This is a genomic window from Eudoraea adriatica DSM 19308, assembly GCF_000382125.1.
In the GTDB taxonomy this organism is placed as follows: domain Bacteria; phylum Bacteroidota; class Bacteroidia; order Flavobacteriales; family Flavobacteriaceae; genus Eudoraea; species Eudoraea adriatica.
In genome coordinates this window covers 685,891-704,250 of sequence record NZ_KB907547.1, presented here as the reverse complement: position 1 = coordinate 704,250, position 18,360 = coordinate 685,891, and the positions used below count along the sequence as shown (strand labels likewise).

Here is an 18,360-nt window from a genome sequence, read left to right as displayed (position 1 = left end):
ACTACACCTACTATACGTATGTCTGGATCCTCTGTTAGAGGTAAAAGCCGAATTAGTAAAATGGGTAATCAAAAACTTAGAAACCTACTCTTTTTATGTGCTTTCTCTGCCTGTAAATATAACAAGGCTTGTCGTGAATTATATGAAAGAATTGTAGCTAAGGGGAAAAGTAAAAAATTGGCCCTAATAGCAGTGATTAATAAGCTCTTAAAACAGGCTTTTGCAGTAGCTAAATCAGGATTATCTTATGATGAAAACTATGTCTCGAATTTAAGTTAATTTCCTTTGGATTTTAACTCAGTTCTTTGTTGGTGGTTCGTTTTTTTAAATATTTTGTCCGAATGTCAATAGGTTGCTGTCTGGGTCAAGAATTGAAAATTCCTTTTGCCCCCAAGGTTTGATTTCCAGTTTTCCATTCGGATGAATTTCAGTCTGTTTTTCCAATAATGATTTGTAAAATTCGTCAATGTTGTCAGTCCTAATATAAACTTGCCCATAATTCTCTTTTGGGTCAAGTTCTTTAAATTCAAAAAAGTGAATTTGAATTTTTTCTTTTTCCATCATCAAATAGCCATCAAAATCAGCACTTCCAAATTGATTAAACCCCAATTGATTTGAGTAGAATTCTCTTGTGACATTTTTGTCGCGCATCGGTAATTTCGGATTGATATCTGTTAACATATAAATTCCGTTAATGATTTAAAATCCAGTAATTTATTTTTCCAGTGAGGTTTAATATCCGCCATATTTTTGATTTTAAACGATTTGTCTTAGTTGACCGTTGGCATTGGTATTATTAGTTTGAATCATTTTGATTTTGAAATAGTTTTTCAATTCTATTAGTCTTTCGTTCTAAATAACCTGGAGCGGAGAGCCGTATTCCCAGAAAAAGGTGATAGAAAAGCCTTGTTTCAAAATTCATCACAGTAGTATTCTCTTGTCTATATTCAGTTCCCGAAATAGTTGAATATATACCGGTATAATAACGTTTACCATTATAACCTAAACCAACTTTGCCATCCCAGCGAAATATAAAATTGTCCTGATTTGTAGTTAAATCTCCATCAGGTAGTCGGGTAGTCAACTTAGTGTTTAGATAACCTATTCTGGCCATTAAACCCAATGAGAAATAGAACTTCTCTCTACTTACAAAGGTATGTACATAGCCAGGCCCAATACTCGATTCGAAATTATTTGATTTTTGTGTGCTCAAACCCGATGATTTATCATCGATTACAAAGTATCGTAAGTTAATAGACGGAATGAAACTTCCGGCACTTCTTAATTGTCGTTCAGTTTGAGATGTTAAACTTCTAAGTGAAAATTTTGAGTTACTTGAATAACCGGTTGTAATGGCAAAACCATAATAATTTAAGTCAGGAAATTGAATATAGGGATCGTCCTTTAAAAGAGTGATAAAATCATCCGAATTTTCAAGATAGTATCCTTTTACTTTTGAATATGAAAGGTCGGTAAACCAATGTTTAAAAATTAAAGCGGTTCTTAACTCAAATGATTTTGTATCACCTTTTAAATACTCATCTCCATTACCGGGTATAAAATCAGGCGCAAATTGAAAACCAAGTGAAATAAATTTATAATTAACGTTGAAACGAAGATTCGCTGCAGTATTAGGGTGAAGAATATATTTAGTGTCTACCGTCTTTACTTCAAATATTTCATACGAATTGTTTAATGAGACATCTATTGCTATCTTATCATCCATTTTTTCAATCCATCCATCCTCAATTTTTACAAGAAGACTATCATTCTGTTGTGCCCAACCAGAAATGAAAGTACATATTGAGACTAATGCTGTTAGTATAATATTTCTTAAAATGACTTCTCTCTTCATTTATTTATAAGGAATTAATGCCAACCTGTTATATCTGTACTAAAAGGATTCATGAACATTTCGGTTCGCCGGATAAGGAGACCTTTCTTCCTTTTAAAACGTATAAACCACCAAAGGTATATTTAATTGATGCGGTCAATCATGACTTCTATAAATTCTTCAATAAATTTACGGGGTTTTATTTACGAATCGCACCGCGCATTAAAGACATTTCAAATTAATCATTTGTGAATGACTATGGTTAAATGCAAACAATTAAAAATCTATGGTTTTTAGAAAGAAGATCTTAGTATAAGAAGGGGTTTTTACACTTTACCATAAACCGGTACAATCTATTAAAACTCCACCCCGGGCACGAGGGCCCATCTAAAGAAAATCAAAAGCAGCAGAAGCAATAGGACAGGACTCCAATATACTTTCTCATTTATTCTGTTGGGAATATGTCTTATGGGTCTGCTAGGAGCTGCGGCAGCCCATATCCAGGGGATTGAAAAAGCGGAGACGATAAAAGGAGTAACCGCCTGGCCCATTGGAAGAATTCTAAATGGCACAACTAAAATGCTGCCTATAATAGCTGCTCCTACGGCGATATACCGAACATACTTCAGCTTCACTTTGGGATTGTTTAAAACGGCATCAACGGGAGCAAATTCCAGCAGATGTTTGCTAAACCAAATACATAGCAAAGCCATAGCAATGGCACTTACTATTGCCAGGATTATCAGCAGGGGTTCACTTAGTTTCAAATATCCTACAAGCGCCTCACCCACATCGGTGCCCGGGTTTAAATACCCGATTATCACCTGAGGAATAGATTGTATAAGTCCATGAAAAGCCATCCACAATACGAATAGTTTCCAAATACTTCCGGAGTTTCGAATAAAATGAAAAATGACCAAACAGATCAATCCGATTAAGAAAATTGCCAGCGCCCCTGAACCCTGCATCAATGAAGCCATGGGATGTTCTCCCACCCAGGTATGATTGTTATGGTATAGAAAAGATTGCAGGCCAAGCGCCTTTTTGCCAAGAACAAGAAATACCTCTTGCAGAAAGAAAATTATATTGAATGCCAGTGCAAAAAATACGGCAGAATTAATCATAGTAGGGTAGTGGATCGCAACTTTAGGAGCGTTAAGACCTTTGTATTTTAGCCAATTGACTATCCCCCATACTATTGGGCCTATTACCAGGGATGCAAAAAATATTTGAACTAAGATCATATTTCCAATGTTTAAATTCTTTTCCGTTGAATGCCATGATTTGGTTGTTCCTATTTGACGATTACCTAAGCTTTATGTTACATAGAGTGGTTGTTCGGGAATGATTCCCCCGCTAGCGCAGGCATCCTACTAGTGTTAAACACCGTGTAATCCAAACCTTGCCCTCCGAAATACAATGAAGGAGGGCTTGTCGTCCGAAATACAATGAAGGAGCGATCTCGTCCATCCGTATCCGCCTTGAGCGGAGAAGGAGGGGGCTTGCCCTCCGAAATAAAATAATAGGAGCATGACTTTAAAGATGAACAGTACGCTACTGTTTTTTCCTAAGGCAGGTTCTTAGATATAGTAATCGGCTTAAGACTTTTCCAGATAATTCCTTACCTTAGGAAGAACAACCAACTGCTTCCTTTCCATGATCAATTTCTTTCATTATCGAAACAGAATCACGCCAAGGCTTGATCTAATGGCCACTGGCCATTTGGTTGAGATAGCCGCTTGCGGACGTCTTGAAAATAATATTAGAAACTATGATTAATTTTTTTAGGCGAATACGTAAACAACTAGCAGACGATAACAAGCCCTTAAAATACTTGAGGTATGCCATTGGGGAGATTGTACTGGTGGTTATTGGAATTTTGATTGCTTTGCAGATCAATAATTGGAATGAGGAAAGGCATCAAAAGGCAAAAGAGGAAAAGCTACTTATTGAATTAGATCGCGACCTGGCATCAAACATGACAATATTGAAAGACAAAATTAAACACGAAAAGAAATTTATAAAGGAGAATACGTCAACCGTTGAACATATAAAAAGTAAAAAGCCGTTCAATGATTCAATTGGTCTGTTTTTAAATCATTCAACTCATATTGAGAAAATTCAATTCACCTCTTCAGCCTATGAATCATTAAAGTCAGTTGGTGTTGATATTATTTCTTCCGATTCGATAAGGGCCGATATCACCAATTTATTCAGTACTGAATTACCACAAAGAACAATATGGATAAGAGATGCGGGAATGAACCATGCGAATTTGACTCATCCTTATTTTGTTAAATTTTTTGAAGTTGATGACTTTATTTTAAGACCTACGGATTACGAAGGTTTATTGAACAGTCAGGAATTTATAAATATCATGTCCAGAAGAAAAAGTCTTAAAATGGTCATTGTTACTAACCTCGAAACACTTCTAACTTATATTGAAAGCACCAGAATAAAGATACAAAATGAGTTGGAAACATTTTAATTCATTGTCGCCTGCGGGTATGCCAAAAACCAATGTAATCTATGATCAACTTCTTTAGAAAAATCCGCAAAAAACTAGCAGACGACCATAAACCTCTAAAATATATGAAGTATGCTATCGGAGAGATCTTGTTGGTGGTGATTGGGATATTGATAGCACTACAGGTTAATAAACATCAGGACTATTTAGAAGCCCGCTCCAGGGAATGTGAATACCTTAAAGGACTCATAACGGATCTGACTACAGAAAAGATGTTCTTAGAGTCCTATTTAGAGTTTGACCGGGAAGTAATCAACAATGCCGAGGCCATCCTTCAGGGATATTATGACAGAGCTGGTTTTACGATTGATACCATCTTTTCTAAGCGCCTAAGTATATTAAACAACCGGAGTACATTACGAAAACATAATAGCACCTACAGGGAGCTGTTGGCAACGGGAGGGTTAAACCTACTTTTGGATCAGACATTGAAACAACAAATAATGCTTTATTTTCAAACGGTAGACCAGTATGAGACCGTCATTCGGCAAAACAACGAATACATAGATAACCATTTTGCCCCATTAGCCTTACAGGTAGGTACCCATTATGTGCCAAACCATCAGTTAAAATGGAGTCAGAAAATTTTGGAAAAAGGGTACATCAAACCAATATTCAACAAACCCGCTGATTTTGAATTTACTTTTTTCAAACATATCACAAATTATTTAAATGATCCGATCCAGGAACTGGAGTTAGTAAACCAGATTCAATATAGGTACCGCATTAGCGCCGTACACCTTTCTATAGTAGATGAACTTTTGGATAGTAACCTGGTATTGCTGGAGGACCTCAAAAAGGCCATAAACTCCTGTTATCGAGACTAGGTCCTTTTAGATGTAAAATTCCATTGAAAAGTAAAAGAAGATGTTAAAGAGGAAGAATGTATTAATAATCCATCTTTCTCCAGTTCTGATATTTCAGATATAACCTATAGTTCCCCCGCTAGCGCGAGCATCATGCTCGTGTTGAAAATCAGATAAGCCGTACCCGTGTCTATCCGTAATAAAAAGAAGGACAGACGGAGCCACATTAATTATCAAGGATTTGCAGAAATGTGGCTTCTTTTTTTGTGCCTGATGTTTACGACAACGTTTACAACCAACCCTATTTTCTCCTCTTTTTAATGCATATTTGCGTAAAATGAATGTCTGCAAGTTTATGTAAAAGGTCTCACGATTTCTACCAAAACAGTCTATACAAACAGGTATGGAACATACAGAAACTTTGATAAAACCAAAGATTTGTTATTTTAGTCCTTAAAGGAGAAAGTCATAAATAACGATTGCCATTTGTTGTATTTCTAAAAGCTAAATAAGGAACTTTAATACTAACTATTTGATTACTGGATGAAAGCTAAAACAGGAATAATATATTCTTCGGTAGATGGACAAACTCTAAAAATTTGCAATAAACTTAGAGAGGGATTACTACAAAACAACCAAAACGTTGAACTATTCTCTATTACTGATTTTAATGAAGATGTAACCAATTATGATAAGCTTATCATAGGAGCAAGCATTAGATACGGAGTTCATAATAAAGAAATAATTGATTTTATAAATACCCATAAAAAACAACTTGATTCTATAAAAACAGCTTTCTTTTCTGTAAATCTGGTTGCAAGAAAACCCGAAAAAAACACACCTGACACAAACCCGTATGTGATAAAATTTTTTAAATCCATTGATTGGACACCTACTCTTGTTGAGGTATTTGCAGGAAAACTAGATTATAAAAAATACCCGTTTTTTGATAGGATCATGATTCAGTTTATTATGTGGATGACCAAAGGACCAACTAACACGAAGACAGAAATTGAATATACCAATTGGGAAAAAGTAGCAGCGTTTGGGATTCAACTGAAGAATTTGTGAAGCTATTATTTGGAAGATACTACCTCCCGCTAGCGTTAGCATCTTGTTCCCCTCGCTAGCGCGGGCATCATGCCTGTCTGCCGACAAAGCAGGCTCTTGTTTCACATTCTTTAAGCCAAACCTTGCTCTCCGAAATGAAATGAAGGACGAGACAAGCATCAAAACGAATCAACCGAATTGAATAAGGAGGCATGATTTAAAGTCATGTATTATAATTCCTTACCTTAGGAAGAACAACCAACCACTTCCTTTTCATGATTAATTTTTTTAGAGGACAGAGCATTAAGAAAACATTCAGTGAATGTTTTTAGCGAATGGGCCAGATGGCGCGTTGGTGTTAATATCAAAACTATGCTAAATTTTTTTAGACGATTTCGCAAAAAACTCGCAGACGATGGCAAGCCTTTAAAATACCTTAGGTATGCCATAGGGGAGGTGCTTTTGGTAGTGATTGGTATATTAATTGCGTTGCAGATCAATAATTGGAATGAGGACAGGAAACTAAAACAATTTGAATATAAGATTCTAAAGGATATTGAAACATCAATGGAAGGAAATTTCTTTCAGCTAAACATGTGTTTAAGCGCTAATAAGAAGGCCATTATATCTGCTGATATAATACTAAAACATTTAGATGAAAATTTACCATATAATGATTCTTTAGATTTTCATTTTTCAAGAGCTTTGGAATGGTGCAGTCCGGTATTCAACAATGCAGGATATGAAAGCCTTAAAACGTATGGCACAAATCTGGTAACTAATGACACTATTCGAGAAGAACTTGGTATATATGACGCTGGTTGGATGGAAACCCTGAGCCAAAGACAAGAAGAATATTTCTATAACACGGCTTCTCCCGTTTTAACTGAATTATTCGAAATAGTTGCAATGAGAGCTCAAATGAAACCTTTTGACTACGAACAATTAGGAAACTCTAATAAGTTCATTAGCATCCTAAAAACCTCTAAGGAGAATAGAAAGGAACAAATCAAATGGTACGAACGATGGCAGCAATCATTTGTTTCACTGGACAAAATGATAAAAACAGAATTGAAAAAACAATAGCGAATCGCTATCAACAAATATAAGCCATTATCCCGATTGCTCCTTCTCCATAGTATTACGAAGGAGAAGCTATCGGGATGCAATTTGGATTTTTTGATCCCGCTGGTTCAAGAGTATCCTGCAAATTCTGACTTTTATCATATCTCGGGCGAAGCTTAGTTCCTACCTTGTAGCCGGAAATTCAAAACTGAGTACATACCATGAAGATATTGTTTGCCCTGGGGGGAATCCTTCTGCTTGCCCTGGTTTCCTGTAAGGATGCCGCACATACCCGAAACGAAGATGCCGGGGAAGACCTGGTAAAAAAAGAAGAATTGCACTGGACGTACACCGGGGAGAGCGGCCCGGAACACTGGGCCGAACTCGAGAGTCGCTCCCAATGCGGAGGAGAACGTCAATCGCCCGTGAACATCATCGACATCCAGGCCGAAGCGGACCCCTCCCTGGGCCCGCTAGACCTTCACTACTATGGGGAAGTGCGTATCCATGAGGTCACCAACAATGGCCATACCATACAGTATAATTTTGAAGAAGGGGATTACATTTCCCTGTGGGATGTGCGTTATGATCTCAAACAGATACACTTCCACGAGGCTGCAGAGCATACCCTGAACGGGGTGAGGTATCCCCTGGAGATGCATATGGTCCACGTTAATGCCGCCAATGAGATCGCGGTCTTTGCTATCATGGCAGAAGAAGGGGAGAGCAGTGAGCCCTTTACTTTCCTGGAGCAATATCTGCCCCTCAATCCCGGGGAGACCAAGATCATAGATGCCAGTTTCGACCTTAACCTCAACCTGCCCCGGAGCCGGGACTACTACGTATACGAGGGTTCCTTCACTACCCCGCCTTGCACGGAAGGGGTAATCTGGATCATCTTCAAAGAGCCCATCACCGTTTCCGTGGAACAGGTGAAAGAGCTGCAACGCCTTATGCCCCTGAATAATTACAGGGGGGAACAACCCCTTAATGGCAGGGTAGTTAAGCGGTATGATTTTCCCTACAATTATTAACGGGCCCCTGCTAGCGCGAGCATCAAGCTCGTGCTGCACATTCGACAACACCCCCGCTAGCGCAAGCATCATGCTCGTGTTGCACATTCTACAACACCCATTAGCATCAAGGGCGAAATTCTACGTACGGAAAGAATGAAGCATGGGTTGATTGTTGTTCCTTTAGAATTTACGGAAATTATTGATTTGGAGCCTAATGACCGGAGATTTCCCTAAATGCTATGAATTTTTTATCCATTACGTCGCTTATTGATATTTATCATTTTAAGTTTGTTAGGGTTTCTTTATATTGACAGCTTATTATTTATCACTAAAAAATAGTCGCCAATTCTATAGGATATGGACTTCAAGAGCTACTTTGAAGAGTTAAAAAGGCGAAAAGTCTTTAAGACCATCATTGCCTACATAGCTGCCGCATGGATTATTGCTCAGATAACTGCCGACGTTTTGCCCATTTTTGAAATTCCACCTTTCATTCAACAGGCCATCATAATTATCTTAATCGTCGGATTTCCGGCTGTCCTCATTTTTGCATGGATTTACGATGTCACCCCAGAGGGGATCAGGAAGACTGAAAGGGACCAAAATGCCGTGCCTGAAGGTCACAAAAAAATCCGCAAGTTAAATATAGCGATCATATCCCTTCTTTCCATTGCAGTATTCATAATGCTTTACGACCAATTCAATATATCGGAAAGGGCATCTTCTGAAACACAATCGTTAGTTGTAAATGTGGATACTTTCGATAGATCTGTAGCAGTATTGCCGTTTAAAAATTGGAGCGGGGATAGTAATATGGAATATATAAGTGATGGCATTGCAGATGAAATCACTACCAATCTCGAGGACATAAAAGAGCTGGATAAAGTGATTGCTTTCAGACAGACGCTAAAATATAAATATTTGGATCTTGACCTTCAGCAGATTTCAGATTCTCTGGACGTAAGGTTCATATTGGATGGCAGCATACAATTGTCCGGAGACAAGATACGCGTGAAAGTTCAATTACTTGATGGCAAAACCAATGAATATTACTGGAAAGAAGATTTTACGACGAACTGGGATACCAGGGAAATTTTCACACTCCAGGACGAGGTTACCAGAAGAGTGGTTGAAAAGATGGGTAAGGAAGTTGGTGAGGACGCCGTAGTTTTTGAAAAACAATTACCAACAGAAAACACAGAGGCCTATGAATATTACCTGAAAGGGTTGTATCAGGATAAAAAAGGATCTCAACAAGGGACTGCCCGTTCTATTGAGTTTTTCAGCAAAGCTATAGAACTGGATTCGACGTTCATTCAGGCCTATAAGTCGCTTTCTGATAGTTTCATGAACAGTGGGCTTTTCAATGGGGTTATTGAGCAAAGGGACTCCTGGAGATCTTCTAAAAAATATGTTGAAAAGGTCCTGGAAATTTCTAAGGATGAGAACGATCTTATCTGGGCAACACAAAGAATACGGACGAACTCCTATTTCTTTGAATGGGATTTCGATTTAATGGAAAAGGAATACCTGGAAGGCTTTGATGATAACTCCTTGCTGATGAAAACTCTTTATGAGATCAATACAGGTAGGTATGAGGCGGCGCTGAAAACGGCTAAATCCCGGGCTGATCTTCATCCTAACTGTGGTGTCTGCCAGGCATATCTGGCCAATGCATTATTTTTTGCGGGAAAGACGGAGGATGCTAAAATGGTAATTGACCAAAATTTTGAGCTCTTTAATGATAACTACCGATTTCTTCGGGAGGCAGCCCTTTTATCATATTATTTAGGAGCTTACAAAATGTCACAAGAGGCATTGAGAGCTATTAAATTTACCTTTAATGATAATTCTCCAACCATCTTGTTTCTCATAGCTGTCAATCATAATGTAAATGGGGATGCAAGTGTTGAAAAGGAAACTCTTGAAATCCTGTTTGAGCAATATCAAAATCAAAATTCGGGATCACCGGCCTGGAATTTGGCTAAATATTACGCCCACACCGGGGAATACGAAAATTCCATAACGTGGCTCCAAAGGTCTTTTGAACGGCATGATGTGGAAATGATCTGGTTGAGGACGGAACCGCTTTTTGCCCCTTTAAGGAAGGACTCCAGGTATCTGGAGATTTACAAAAATGTGGGATTCCCGGTTCCGCCTGCAGTCGTCCCGGAGGATGTCTCAAGAATGATTCAGTAACTACCCGTTTTTCCAATATCCGCGAGCAAAATTTCGCCCAGCTTATACAACAGAGACTTTCTGAATTTGTTGTCAGTTAAAAGTCGTTGGCGTTTTTAGCGGAAGAAGCGTAGCACGAGTAAGTGGTTGCACCTGTTAAGACAGGAAAATATTTGTCTTGCAACAAATTATTGCACTTTTCCAATAGTGAGCTTCCCCAGGAATACCATGGGAAAATTGTTCAGAAAAGGGAAAGTGAGGAGATGGAGAGGTTGAAGGGGATTACTTAATGGAGGCATATTTCTTCATTTCGGTGGTCACATCAATTAATGCCTGTTCCCAAGCCTTTCCTATCCTTTCTGTGAACAATTCTCCTAGTTCTTCCTTAATAGTTTCTTTAAGGGATTCTAATACTACCGGATAATGCTCTTCCATCACGCCATATCTAGCATGACTTTTACCAAGCGATTTTAACCCTAATTCTAAAAATTCTGGCCTGCTCATAGAGTAGACAATGCCTCCTAACATATGTGTTAAAAGTCTGCCTTGGGACTGCATATTATTTTTAAATAGCTCCCTGGTTTGAGGGGATTTTGTAAATACCTTATTGTAAAATTTCTCTGCAAACTCATCTTCATTTCTTAACAAATAATCCAGGGAATTCTGTAGTTCTAGTTGAATATCCATTTCTTTAAAACCAATTAACTCATAAAGTATGGTTTCGTGCTCATGCCCTTCCATTTGGTTACTGTATTTTTTCCCAAGGTTTAAAGTGTTTTTAGGAAATCCTTTATGAACAGATTCGGAAATTAAAAGATTAGTTCCTGCCTCCTTGTTGAAACCTTGTATCCTACTGGCAGTATTTATAGGGTCACCAACTACTGCAAATTGCTTATGTTTGGGATGTCCTAAGTGTCCTACAAATGCTCTGCCAAAGTTGATCCCAATACCCATTTTAATTTCTGTGTCAAAATCAATAAGTTCCAAACGATTAAGCCTTTCAATTGCATATTGCATGCCTAGAGCAGCACGTACTGCATCTTTACAATTCTTATTTTGCATACCTCCTGAAACCCCGAACAGTCCTATAATTTCATCTCCTACATACTGATATATAACACCATTATTAATCAAAATGGGATCGCCTAATACAGTATAAAACCGATTTAATATATATGCTGTATCAAATGTTTTGTTCTCAGAGGCTATTTTGGTGAAACCTCTAATATCACAAAATAAGATGGCAATAGCTCTTTCTTCTGCTGTTCCTTCCGGCAAAGTTTCTAACTGAAGTTTATTAATTTCAGTGCTATTCCATACTAACCTTTGAATTGTAATGTCATCTTTTACATAACATTGGCATGCCAATCTTATAGAAGGATCCCACTTTCGTAATTGAGCAGTTTCCTTTTCCATTCTAGTTCTTGGAGTTATGTTTTGGAGACCCTCCAAAATTCTAACGCGGCATGTAGTGCATTGTCCACTTCCTCCACATTCATGCATGTGTGGTATCTGATTTATTATTGAACAGTCCAATAGTGTAGCATCTGGATCTTTAAATTCTACTTTTTGATTAATCCCACTATAAGTTACTATTGGTGCTTTTACTTGTGGCATTTTATCCGCTTTATTAGTTATATAGTTAAAAGTAAAAAAAATAATAAATACTAGTAATGGATTAAAAAATGAGTTTAACTACGGGTATAAATGTTTGGCCGAACACATCATATGGCAAGAAAGACATTTGCATCCACAGTACTGCTTTATAATGAGGTTCCCCTGCTAGTGCGAGCCTGCCTTGTCGGCAGACAAGCATCTTGCTCGTGTTGAACATTAGATAAACCGGAGGTGCTCGTCCAAAATGTAATGAAGGCAGCGTGACTTTCAGCATGGATTAACCAGCTTCAGAAGATACCTAAATAACAAGAATATTTTTAACCAGCTACCTGGTGGTCCAACCCCCGTCAATAAGCATTATTTCCCCTGTTATCAGAGAGGCGGCATCCGAGGCTAAAAACACCACAGCGCCGGCGACCTCCATAGGTTTGCCAATGCGGCCCAGAGGTATCCTGTCCAATACACTTTGCCTGAAATCCTTATCCTTTAACCAGGGTTCGGTACCCGGCGTTTCTATAAAGGTCGGCGCCACAGCATTAACGTTAATATTATATTTGGCCCATTCCGAAGCAAGGTTTTTAGTCAGGTGGTTGACCCCTGCTTTAGTCATACAGTAAACAGACTCATTGTCCAGAGCAATAAAACCGGCTTGTGAACTCATATTGATAATGCGGCCACTTCCCTGCTTGATCATTTGTTTGCCAACAGCCTGCGCCGTAAAAAAAGTTCCTTTTAAATTCAGATTGATGGTATTATCAAAATCCGCCTCGGTTACCTTTTCAGCAGGATTGTCGGGGGCAATACCAACATTGTTTACAAGGATATCAATCTTGCCAAACGTTTTAACCACACGGCTAACCGCATCATTGATTTGCTGTAGCTCGGAAACATCCATTTGCAAACGGATCACCTTTCTGCCCATGGCCTTAATTTCCTGCTCCAGGTCAGCGGCAGTAGTTACATCTCTCAGGCCTAAAGCAATGTCGGCTCCTTCATGTGCCAGGGCAAGTGCGCATGCCCTTCCAAGACCCCGGGCCGCCCCCGTAATAATAGCCACCTTGCCGTTAAGCTTGAAATTCGGGTATTCCTGTTCAGATTTTTTCATAGTTAAATTCTTACCTTAAGTACCGATCCTTTAAAATTAATCCTTTTTTTGGAACCTATGCAGCCTGTTTTGTTCGTTGATTTTGATACAAACTTCCCTGCATATGTTTTGTATATTTAACCAATATGACCAAACAACCGGGACAAATCAGCAAAAGACTGCTTTCACTTGATTTTTACAGAGGCTTAACCATGTTTTTGCTCATTGCGGAGTTCTCACATCTGTTTGCAACTATGGTAGCCCCTGAGCTTGAAGGAAGCATTTTATATGCCATTGGCGAACAGTTTCACCATGTAAAATGGGAAGGATTGCGTTTTTGGGATTTGATTCAACCGTTTTTTATGTTCATTGTGGGCGTAGCCATGCCCTTATCCTTTAACAAGCGAATTGCAAGGGGTGATTCCTATAACCAGGTATTTAAGCACGCCCTGAAAAGGGCATTTATGCTATTGGTCCTGGGCTGGGCACTGTATTGCATTGATGACGGAAAAATTGTATTTAGATTTCAAAATGTGCTTGCACAGCTGTCCGTAACGTATATTATAGCCTTTCTGATAATGAAAAAACCAACTGCGGTTCAGCTGGGCTTGTCGGTATTCCTGATTCTTAGTACCGAAGGACTTTACAGGTTTTTCCCCCTGGAAGGATTTAACCATGCCTTTGTTCCCGGAGAGAACTTTGGGGCCTGGTTCAATATTCTTATTGCAGGACAGGAAGATGGGGGTCATTGGGCAATGTTCAATGCCATTCCTACAACTGCGCATACCATTTGGGGGGTATTGGCCGGCAGGTTGTTAATCAGTGACCAGTCCAACAAAAAAAAGATGCAAACCCTCATTATTGCAGGTATTCTGGGGTTGGTCATTGGGTACGGACTTAGCCCGTTTACGCCAATCATTAAGCGTATTTCTACCAGTACTTTTGTATTTGCCAGTGGCGGTTGGTCTGTATTGGCACTGGCGTTGTGTTATTGGTTGATAGATATTAAAAAATACCAAAAAGGGGTTCTTTTTTTCGCCATAGTGGGGATGAACCCTTTATTTATCTATCTCTTTGCCCATGTTGGCGGAGCAGATCTTATAAGGACTATTGTACTGCCATTTTCAAATGCCATTTTTGGATGGACGGGAGAATTAACTGCCATGCTTATATTGAGTGCTGTTGTCCTTTTCTTTTTATGGTACCTCTGCTATTGGTTGTATAAAAAGAAAATATTGATAAAAATTTGATTAGAATACTAATACAATAACACAACCTTAGTTACTGGCTTACAAAAAGTTTTTTCCCTGTCTTAACCAACAACAACACCACAGATCCGGCCAGTAGGCCTACTGCAAATTCCACAAGCAAACCCGGAACGGAAGGAAAGAGGTGGTGCAGGAATGGCAGATTATGCACAAAAATACCACCCGAGACCAGCAATAAGGCAATGGTTCCTATAACGGAAAGTGATTTGATTACCCAGGGCAGGGCGTTCACAAAAAACCGCCCTATTCTATCCGTTATACTATTGTCTTCCCCATTAAGTTGAATTAAATGGGCGCCGAACTCATCCATACGAACTATAAGCGCCACAAGCCCATACACACCTATGGTGGCCAAAAGTGCCACAAACGATACCACAAGGATCTGAGTAATCAGGGGTTTGTTCAAGACAGTGCCCAGGGCTATGATTACAATTTCAATGGACAAAATAAAATCGGTTAGGATGGCCGACTTTATCTTTCTTTTTTCCATTTCGAGGATGTCGCTTTTTTGCGGGATCTCCAGATCTGATGGAATATGCGGGCTGGGATGGGGAACAAAGAATTCGTATATTTTTTCAGCGCCTTCATAGGCGAGATAAAGGCCCCCGAGAACGAGGATTGCGATCACCGCCCAAGGTGCAAAGGCGCTCAACAGAAAGGCAATGGGAAGAATAATAAGCTTATTAAGCAGCGACCCTTTTGTAATGGCCCAGAGCACGGGGAGTTCTCGTTGGGAAACAAAACCAGATGCTTTTTCTGCATTTACAGCCAAATCATCTCCCAGAATGCCCGAGGTCTTTTTGGTTGCAACCTTACCCATGGTGGCCACATCGTCTAAGAGGGTTGCTACATCATCTAAAACAGCAAAAAATCCTGAGGCCATGCTTCTTCTTTTAAGGTTCAAATATAAGGCTTCCAAGCACCAAATGACAAGCACCAAATAACAAAGGATCCTGTAGTGCGGGTAGAATTTGGAATTTGAGTTTTGAGTTTTGAGATTTGCCCCCCGAGAGCCTGCCTTGTCGGCAGACAGGCATCATACTCCTGTTTTACATTCAAAAACATCCTCATTCCAGGCTTTTTTGGGGGGCTAAAACTTTCCCATAAACCGGAACAATAAAATTCCCGTTTAAAAATGGCTGCGGATCTATTTGGCTTTGCAGGACAACCCCACTAGAAAGGGATTCGAGCATTAGTTGAGCAGACTGAAGCAAGGGTGCTGCCGTGGCTATTTGGATAGCCCGTAATTGATGTCTTCCTACTCTTTGTGGTTGTATCTGTTTGGCAATCTCCCGCCTGTACAAAGTCCCTTCATTATCCCTGCCCTCAACAGCTGCATACAAAACAATCTTGTCGTCTTCGATGTGTGGAATCACCGCTTCCATTTTGTGCTGCAAGGCAGTTATAGCTTCAGGAGTATTTCCCAAACCGCTGCGTTGTTCCTCTACCCATGCATAATGCCCGGGATACCGCAAAGTCTTGTAATCGAGAATCCCCACCTTTTTAGCCAATGCATCCGGCAGGTCTGCTGCACCCCCGGAAGTAAGGTCCTCTTCATAGGTAATGCCATCGATAATTATGGCGGCTCTTTCTGACAATGAAGGAAGTCGTGTCTTTTTAAAATCGCGAAGCACCAGGGTATCTTTCAGGTATTCGGTAGCTACCCCTACCGGACTCCAGGTGAATCCATAATAATGTGGGGCAATAGCGTGGCTTGTGAGGGCACCTACTTTAAACTCCAGCTTGTCTGCGTTGTCTACTTCAAAATCGCTGCAAAACTGTTGGAAAAGCAGGTTGGCGAGGATGTTGATGTATCCGGGAGCGAGACCGGTTTGAAGAATGAAACCTGTGGGAGCATCCTTGGCCAATGCCGTTATTTCTATGGTTTCTGCAACATACTCCGTCAGGTTGGCATAGTGCAGGTGAAAGTCTTTGGCCAGCCCGGCTATTTTCGGGGCCAGGCTACCGGGGAGGCAATCGAGGAGCATATCGCCCTGGCCCAAAATTTCTTTCATTTCTTCTGTAAGGCCTTCAACGGGAAGATGAAATGCCTTAACGGTGCAGGGTTTAGTTGTACCATCCTCTATCCATCTGGCTACCTTTAGCGCTTTTGAAAGCGTTCGGTTTCCTATAAAAACAGTAGGGGGTACTTCACTCCATTCCATAAGGAGCAGACCGGCTGCCTGGGCAATACCACCGGCCCCGGCAATAATGATGTTATAGTGCTTTTTCATTCCGGAAAGGCATCATTTTTTATCGGTTTTTATTTCTATGTATCAAATGACAAGTACCAAATTACAAATACCAAATGACAAGCACCAAGTAACAAAGGATCCTGTAGTGCGGATAGAATTTGGAATTTGAGTTTTGAGATTTGGATTTTTCACTTCCAGGTACCAAATTACAAATTAACCTGGAGCAACATTGGAATTCGGATTTCGAAGCTCCAAGCTATCAGGCCCATACACCGCTTGTCAGCGGCAGTGGTTAATTAGGTTTAATTGTTACGATCACTCTTTTATAAGCGGATAGCTGAGGCATTCCTTTATCCGTAATTTTCAATATAAAATGAGCTGTTTCTTCTTTATCAACCTTTGGCGCAGTAATATGAGCCATGTGTGCATTTTCAACTCCATTTACGTTTATGGGTTTTTTATAAGTTCCTGCCTCCGGATAATTAAACCAAAGAAAACTTAAACTATCGCCATCCGGGTCTGTCGATTCGAAAGCATCTAATGTAAATGTTTCCTCTGCTTTAACTGTGATTTGTTCAGGATGAGACAGAATTGGGATAGGTGCATGATTTGCCTCCTCAAACGACATTTCACACCAATCCATTCGGGCAGCAAAATCATGTTGAAAATCATCTCTCCAACGCCATAAAGTTTCTTTGTATCCTTTGAATACAGCGGTATCTTTTTTTACACTCCGACCATATTCCTTTGGAATAAACCGAATATAATTGTCAATAGCATTTGTCCAAATGGGTCTTGTTTCGGGTTCTATTTTTACAATCGAACCTCCTTTCCTGGTACTGGAAAAATCTGGTTTGTACAGTTTGTAACGACCGCCCCAACCGCCCCACTCAGGATGTTCGGCATTGTTCAATCCATTCGGAATTAATGACAGGAATGCTGGTGTATCGCCTTCAACACCCCAGGAAACATCCGGATAAGCTGCTCCAAGCGGACCATGACCTTGTTGTATGTGTTTGGCTAACCAGGCATTGCTTATCGTTGTATTATCAATTCCTTTAATATAACTATTAATCCCCGTCCATGTAGCACTTCCATAATCGTCACCAGGAGTTACGATATAAAACAAATCAGGAAAATTATTTCTTATCCATATTCCACTATCATCCTGGTCGGAAATAGTATAAACACGAAGTTTGGAGATTAATCGTTTGGCTTCTTTTTTGCTTTTTGTTTTTTCAATTTTATACAAAGATTGTGCAAGAGTATTAACCCCTCCCCAGGTTGAAATCCATAAAGGGCGTTCATCGTCTTTTTCCAAAGTTTTAATTATCCAGTCTGAACCTTCGGAATCCATTCCTTCTCCAACGCCTTTCATTCCATACTTTGGCAACCCTTGTTTTACTAAAGCATATAATTTTTCTGCTTTTGGATAATCCGCACGATGCTTTAACAGATTTGGCTGAACCTTTTCGTAGGCTTTAATAATTTTGGTAATTGATTGCGGATTAATTTTATCAGTCATCCAACATGAAGTTGTAGCAACTATTCCTTCAATATCTATTTCATTAGAATACAATAGCAAGCGCACCAAAGATTGTGTATCATCCGGGTCTGCTTCAATATCAGTTAGTATGATCACCCTGTTTTTTTGAATCTCCTGACTACTTAGCATATTAAAAGTCAGTGAAAGAAGAAATAAAAGTATAGTTGTCCTCAT

At 39.5% G+C, this 18,360-nt stretch carries 16 protein-coding genes; 8 read left to right on the top strand and 8 right to left on the bottom strand.

The genetic code is table 11. The features are described 5' to 3' along the window. Positions 1-279: transposase (locus tag G504_RS0106905; RefSeq protein ID WP_019669424.1), on the top strand; the 279-nt coding region annotated here is incomplete at its 5' end. Between the two features lie 45 nt (positions 280-324). On the opposite strand, the gene G504_RS0106900 is transcribed toward G504_RS0106905, so the two are convergent. The 3 genes from G504_RS0106900 to G504_RS0106885 form a co-directional block, all read right to left on the bottom strand. After that, positions 325-681 carry a bleomycin resistance protein gene (locus G504_RS0106900; protein ID WP_019669423.1) on the bottom strand — a complete coding sequence of 119 codons (357 nt, stop codon included), beginning with the start codon at positions 679-681 and terminating at the stop codon, positions 325-327. Between the two features lie 115 nt (positions 682-796). Further along, a complete protein-coding gene (locus G504_RS0106895; protein ID WP_019669422.1) occupies positions 797-1,855 on the bottom strand; it encodes a DUF4421 family protein in 1,059 nt (352 codons plus the stop codon). Between the two features lie 335 nt (positions 1,856-2,190). After that, positions 2,191-3,078, bottom strand: a complete 888-nt coding sequence (locus G504_RS0106885) for a hypothetical protein (RefSeq protein ID WP_019669420.1) — start codon at positions 3,076-3,078, stop codon at positions 2,191-2,193. A 527-nt stretch (positions 3,079-3,605) separates the two neighbouring features. Here G504_RS0106885 and G504_RS0106880 point away from each other — a divergent pair. The 6 genes from G504_RS0106880 to G504_RS0106855 all read left to right on the top strand — a co-directional run bounded on the left by G504_RS0106880 (position 3,606) and on the right by G504_RS0106855 (position 10,497). Continuing rightward, a complete protein-coding gene (locus G504_RS0106880; RefSeq protein ID WP_157473074.1) occupies positions 3,606-4,322 on the top strand; it encodes a DUF6090 family protein in 717 nt (238 codons plus the stop codon). Between the two features lie 41 nt (positions 4,323-4,363). After that, positions 4,364-5,188 carry a hypothetical protein gene (locus tag G504_RS0106875; protein ID WP_019669418.1) on the top strand — a complete coding sequence of 275 codons (825 nt, stop codon included), beginning with the start codon at positions 4,364-4,366 and terminating at the stop codon, positions 5,186-5,188. Positions 5,189-5,710: 522 nt separating this feature from the next. Then, entirely contained in the window at positions 5,711-6,238 is a 528-nt protein-coding gene (hemG, locus tag G504_RS0106870) for a menaquinone-dependent protoporphyrinogen IX dehydrogenase (protein ID WP_019669417.1), read from the top strand. 351 nt (positions 6,239-6,589) lie between these two features. Beyond that, a complete protein-coding gene (locus G504_RS19145; protein WP_157473072.1) occupies positions 6,590-7,303 on the top strand; it encodes a DUF6090 family protein in 714 nt (237 codons plus the stop codon). A gap of 200 nt (positions 7,304-7,503) precedes the next feature. Beyond that, positions 7,504-8,316, top strand: a complete 813-nt coding sequence (locus G504_RS0106860; RefSeq protein ID WP_019669415.1) for a carbonic anhydrase — start codon at positions 7,504-7,506, stop codon at positions 8,314-8,316. A gap of 339 nt (positions 8,317-8,655) precedes the next feature. After that, on the top strand, positions 8,656-10,497 hold the full coding sequence (locus G504_RS0106855) for a TPR end-of-group domain-containing protein (RefSeq protein WP_019669414.1): 1,842 nt from the start codon (positions 8,656-8,658) through the stop codon (positions 10,495-10,497). Between the two features lie 261 nt (positions 10,498-10,758). Here G504_RS0106855 and G504_RS0106845 read toward each other — a convergent pair whose 3' ends face one another. Then, positions 10,759-12,093, bottom strand: a complete 1,335-nt coding sequence (locus G504_RS0106845) for an adenylate/guanylate cyclase domain-containing protein (protein WP_019669412.1) — start codon at positions 12,091-12,093, stop codon at positions 10,759-10,761. Positions 12,094-12,418: 325 nt separating this feature from the next. Then, on the bottom strand, positions 12,419-13,198 hold the full coding sequence (locus tag G504_RS0106835) for an SDR family NAD(P)-dependent oxidoreductase (protein ID WP_019669410.1): 780 nt from the start codon (positions 13,196-13,198) through the stop codon (positions 12,419-12,421). A 125-nt stretch (positions 13,199-13,323) separates the two neighbouring features. Between G504_RS0106835 and G504_RS0106830 the strand changes: the two genes are divergently transcribed. After that, positions 13,324-14,427: an acyltransferase family protein gene (locus tag G504_RS0106830; RefSeq protein WP_019669409.1), complete on the top strand. Its 1,104-nt coding sequence runs from the start codon at positions 13,324-13,326 to the stop codon at positions 14,425-14,427. 31 nt (positions 14,428-14,458) lie between these two features. Here G504_RS0106830 and G504_RS0106825 read toward each other — a convergent pair whose 3' ends face one another. The 3 genes from G504_RS0106825 to G504_RS0106805 form a co-directional block, all read right to left on the bottom strand. Beyond that, a complete protein-coding gene (locus tag G504_RS0106825; RefSeq protein ID WP_019669408.1) occupies positions 14,459-15,328 on the bottom strand; it encodes a DUF808 domain-containing protein in 870 nt (289 codons plus the stop codon). Positions 15,329-15,512: 184 nt separating this feature from the next. Next, entirely contained in the window at positions 15,513-16,679 is a 1,167-nt protein-coding gene (locus tag G504_RS0106815; RefSeq protein ID WP_019669406.1) for a saccharopine dehydrogenase family protein, read from the bottom strand. Positions 16,680-16,932: 253 nt separating this feature from the next. Further along, the gene (locus tag G504_RS0106805) at positions 16,933-18,360 is read right to left on the bottom strand and encodes a DUF1593 domain-containing protein (RefSeq protein ID WP_040443823.1); all 1,428 of its coding nucleotides are present in this window, start codon (positions 18,358-18,360) and stop codon (positions 16,933-16,935) included.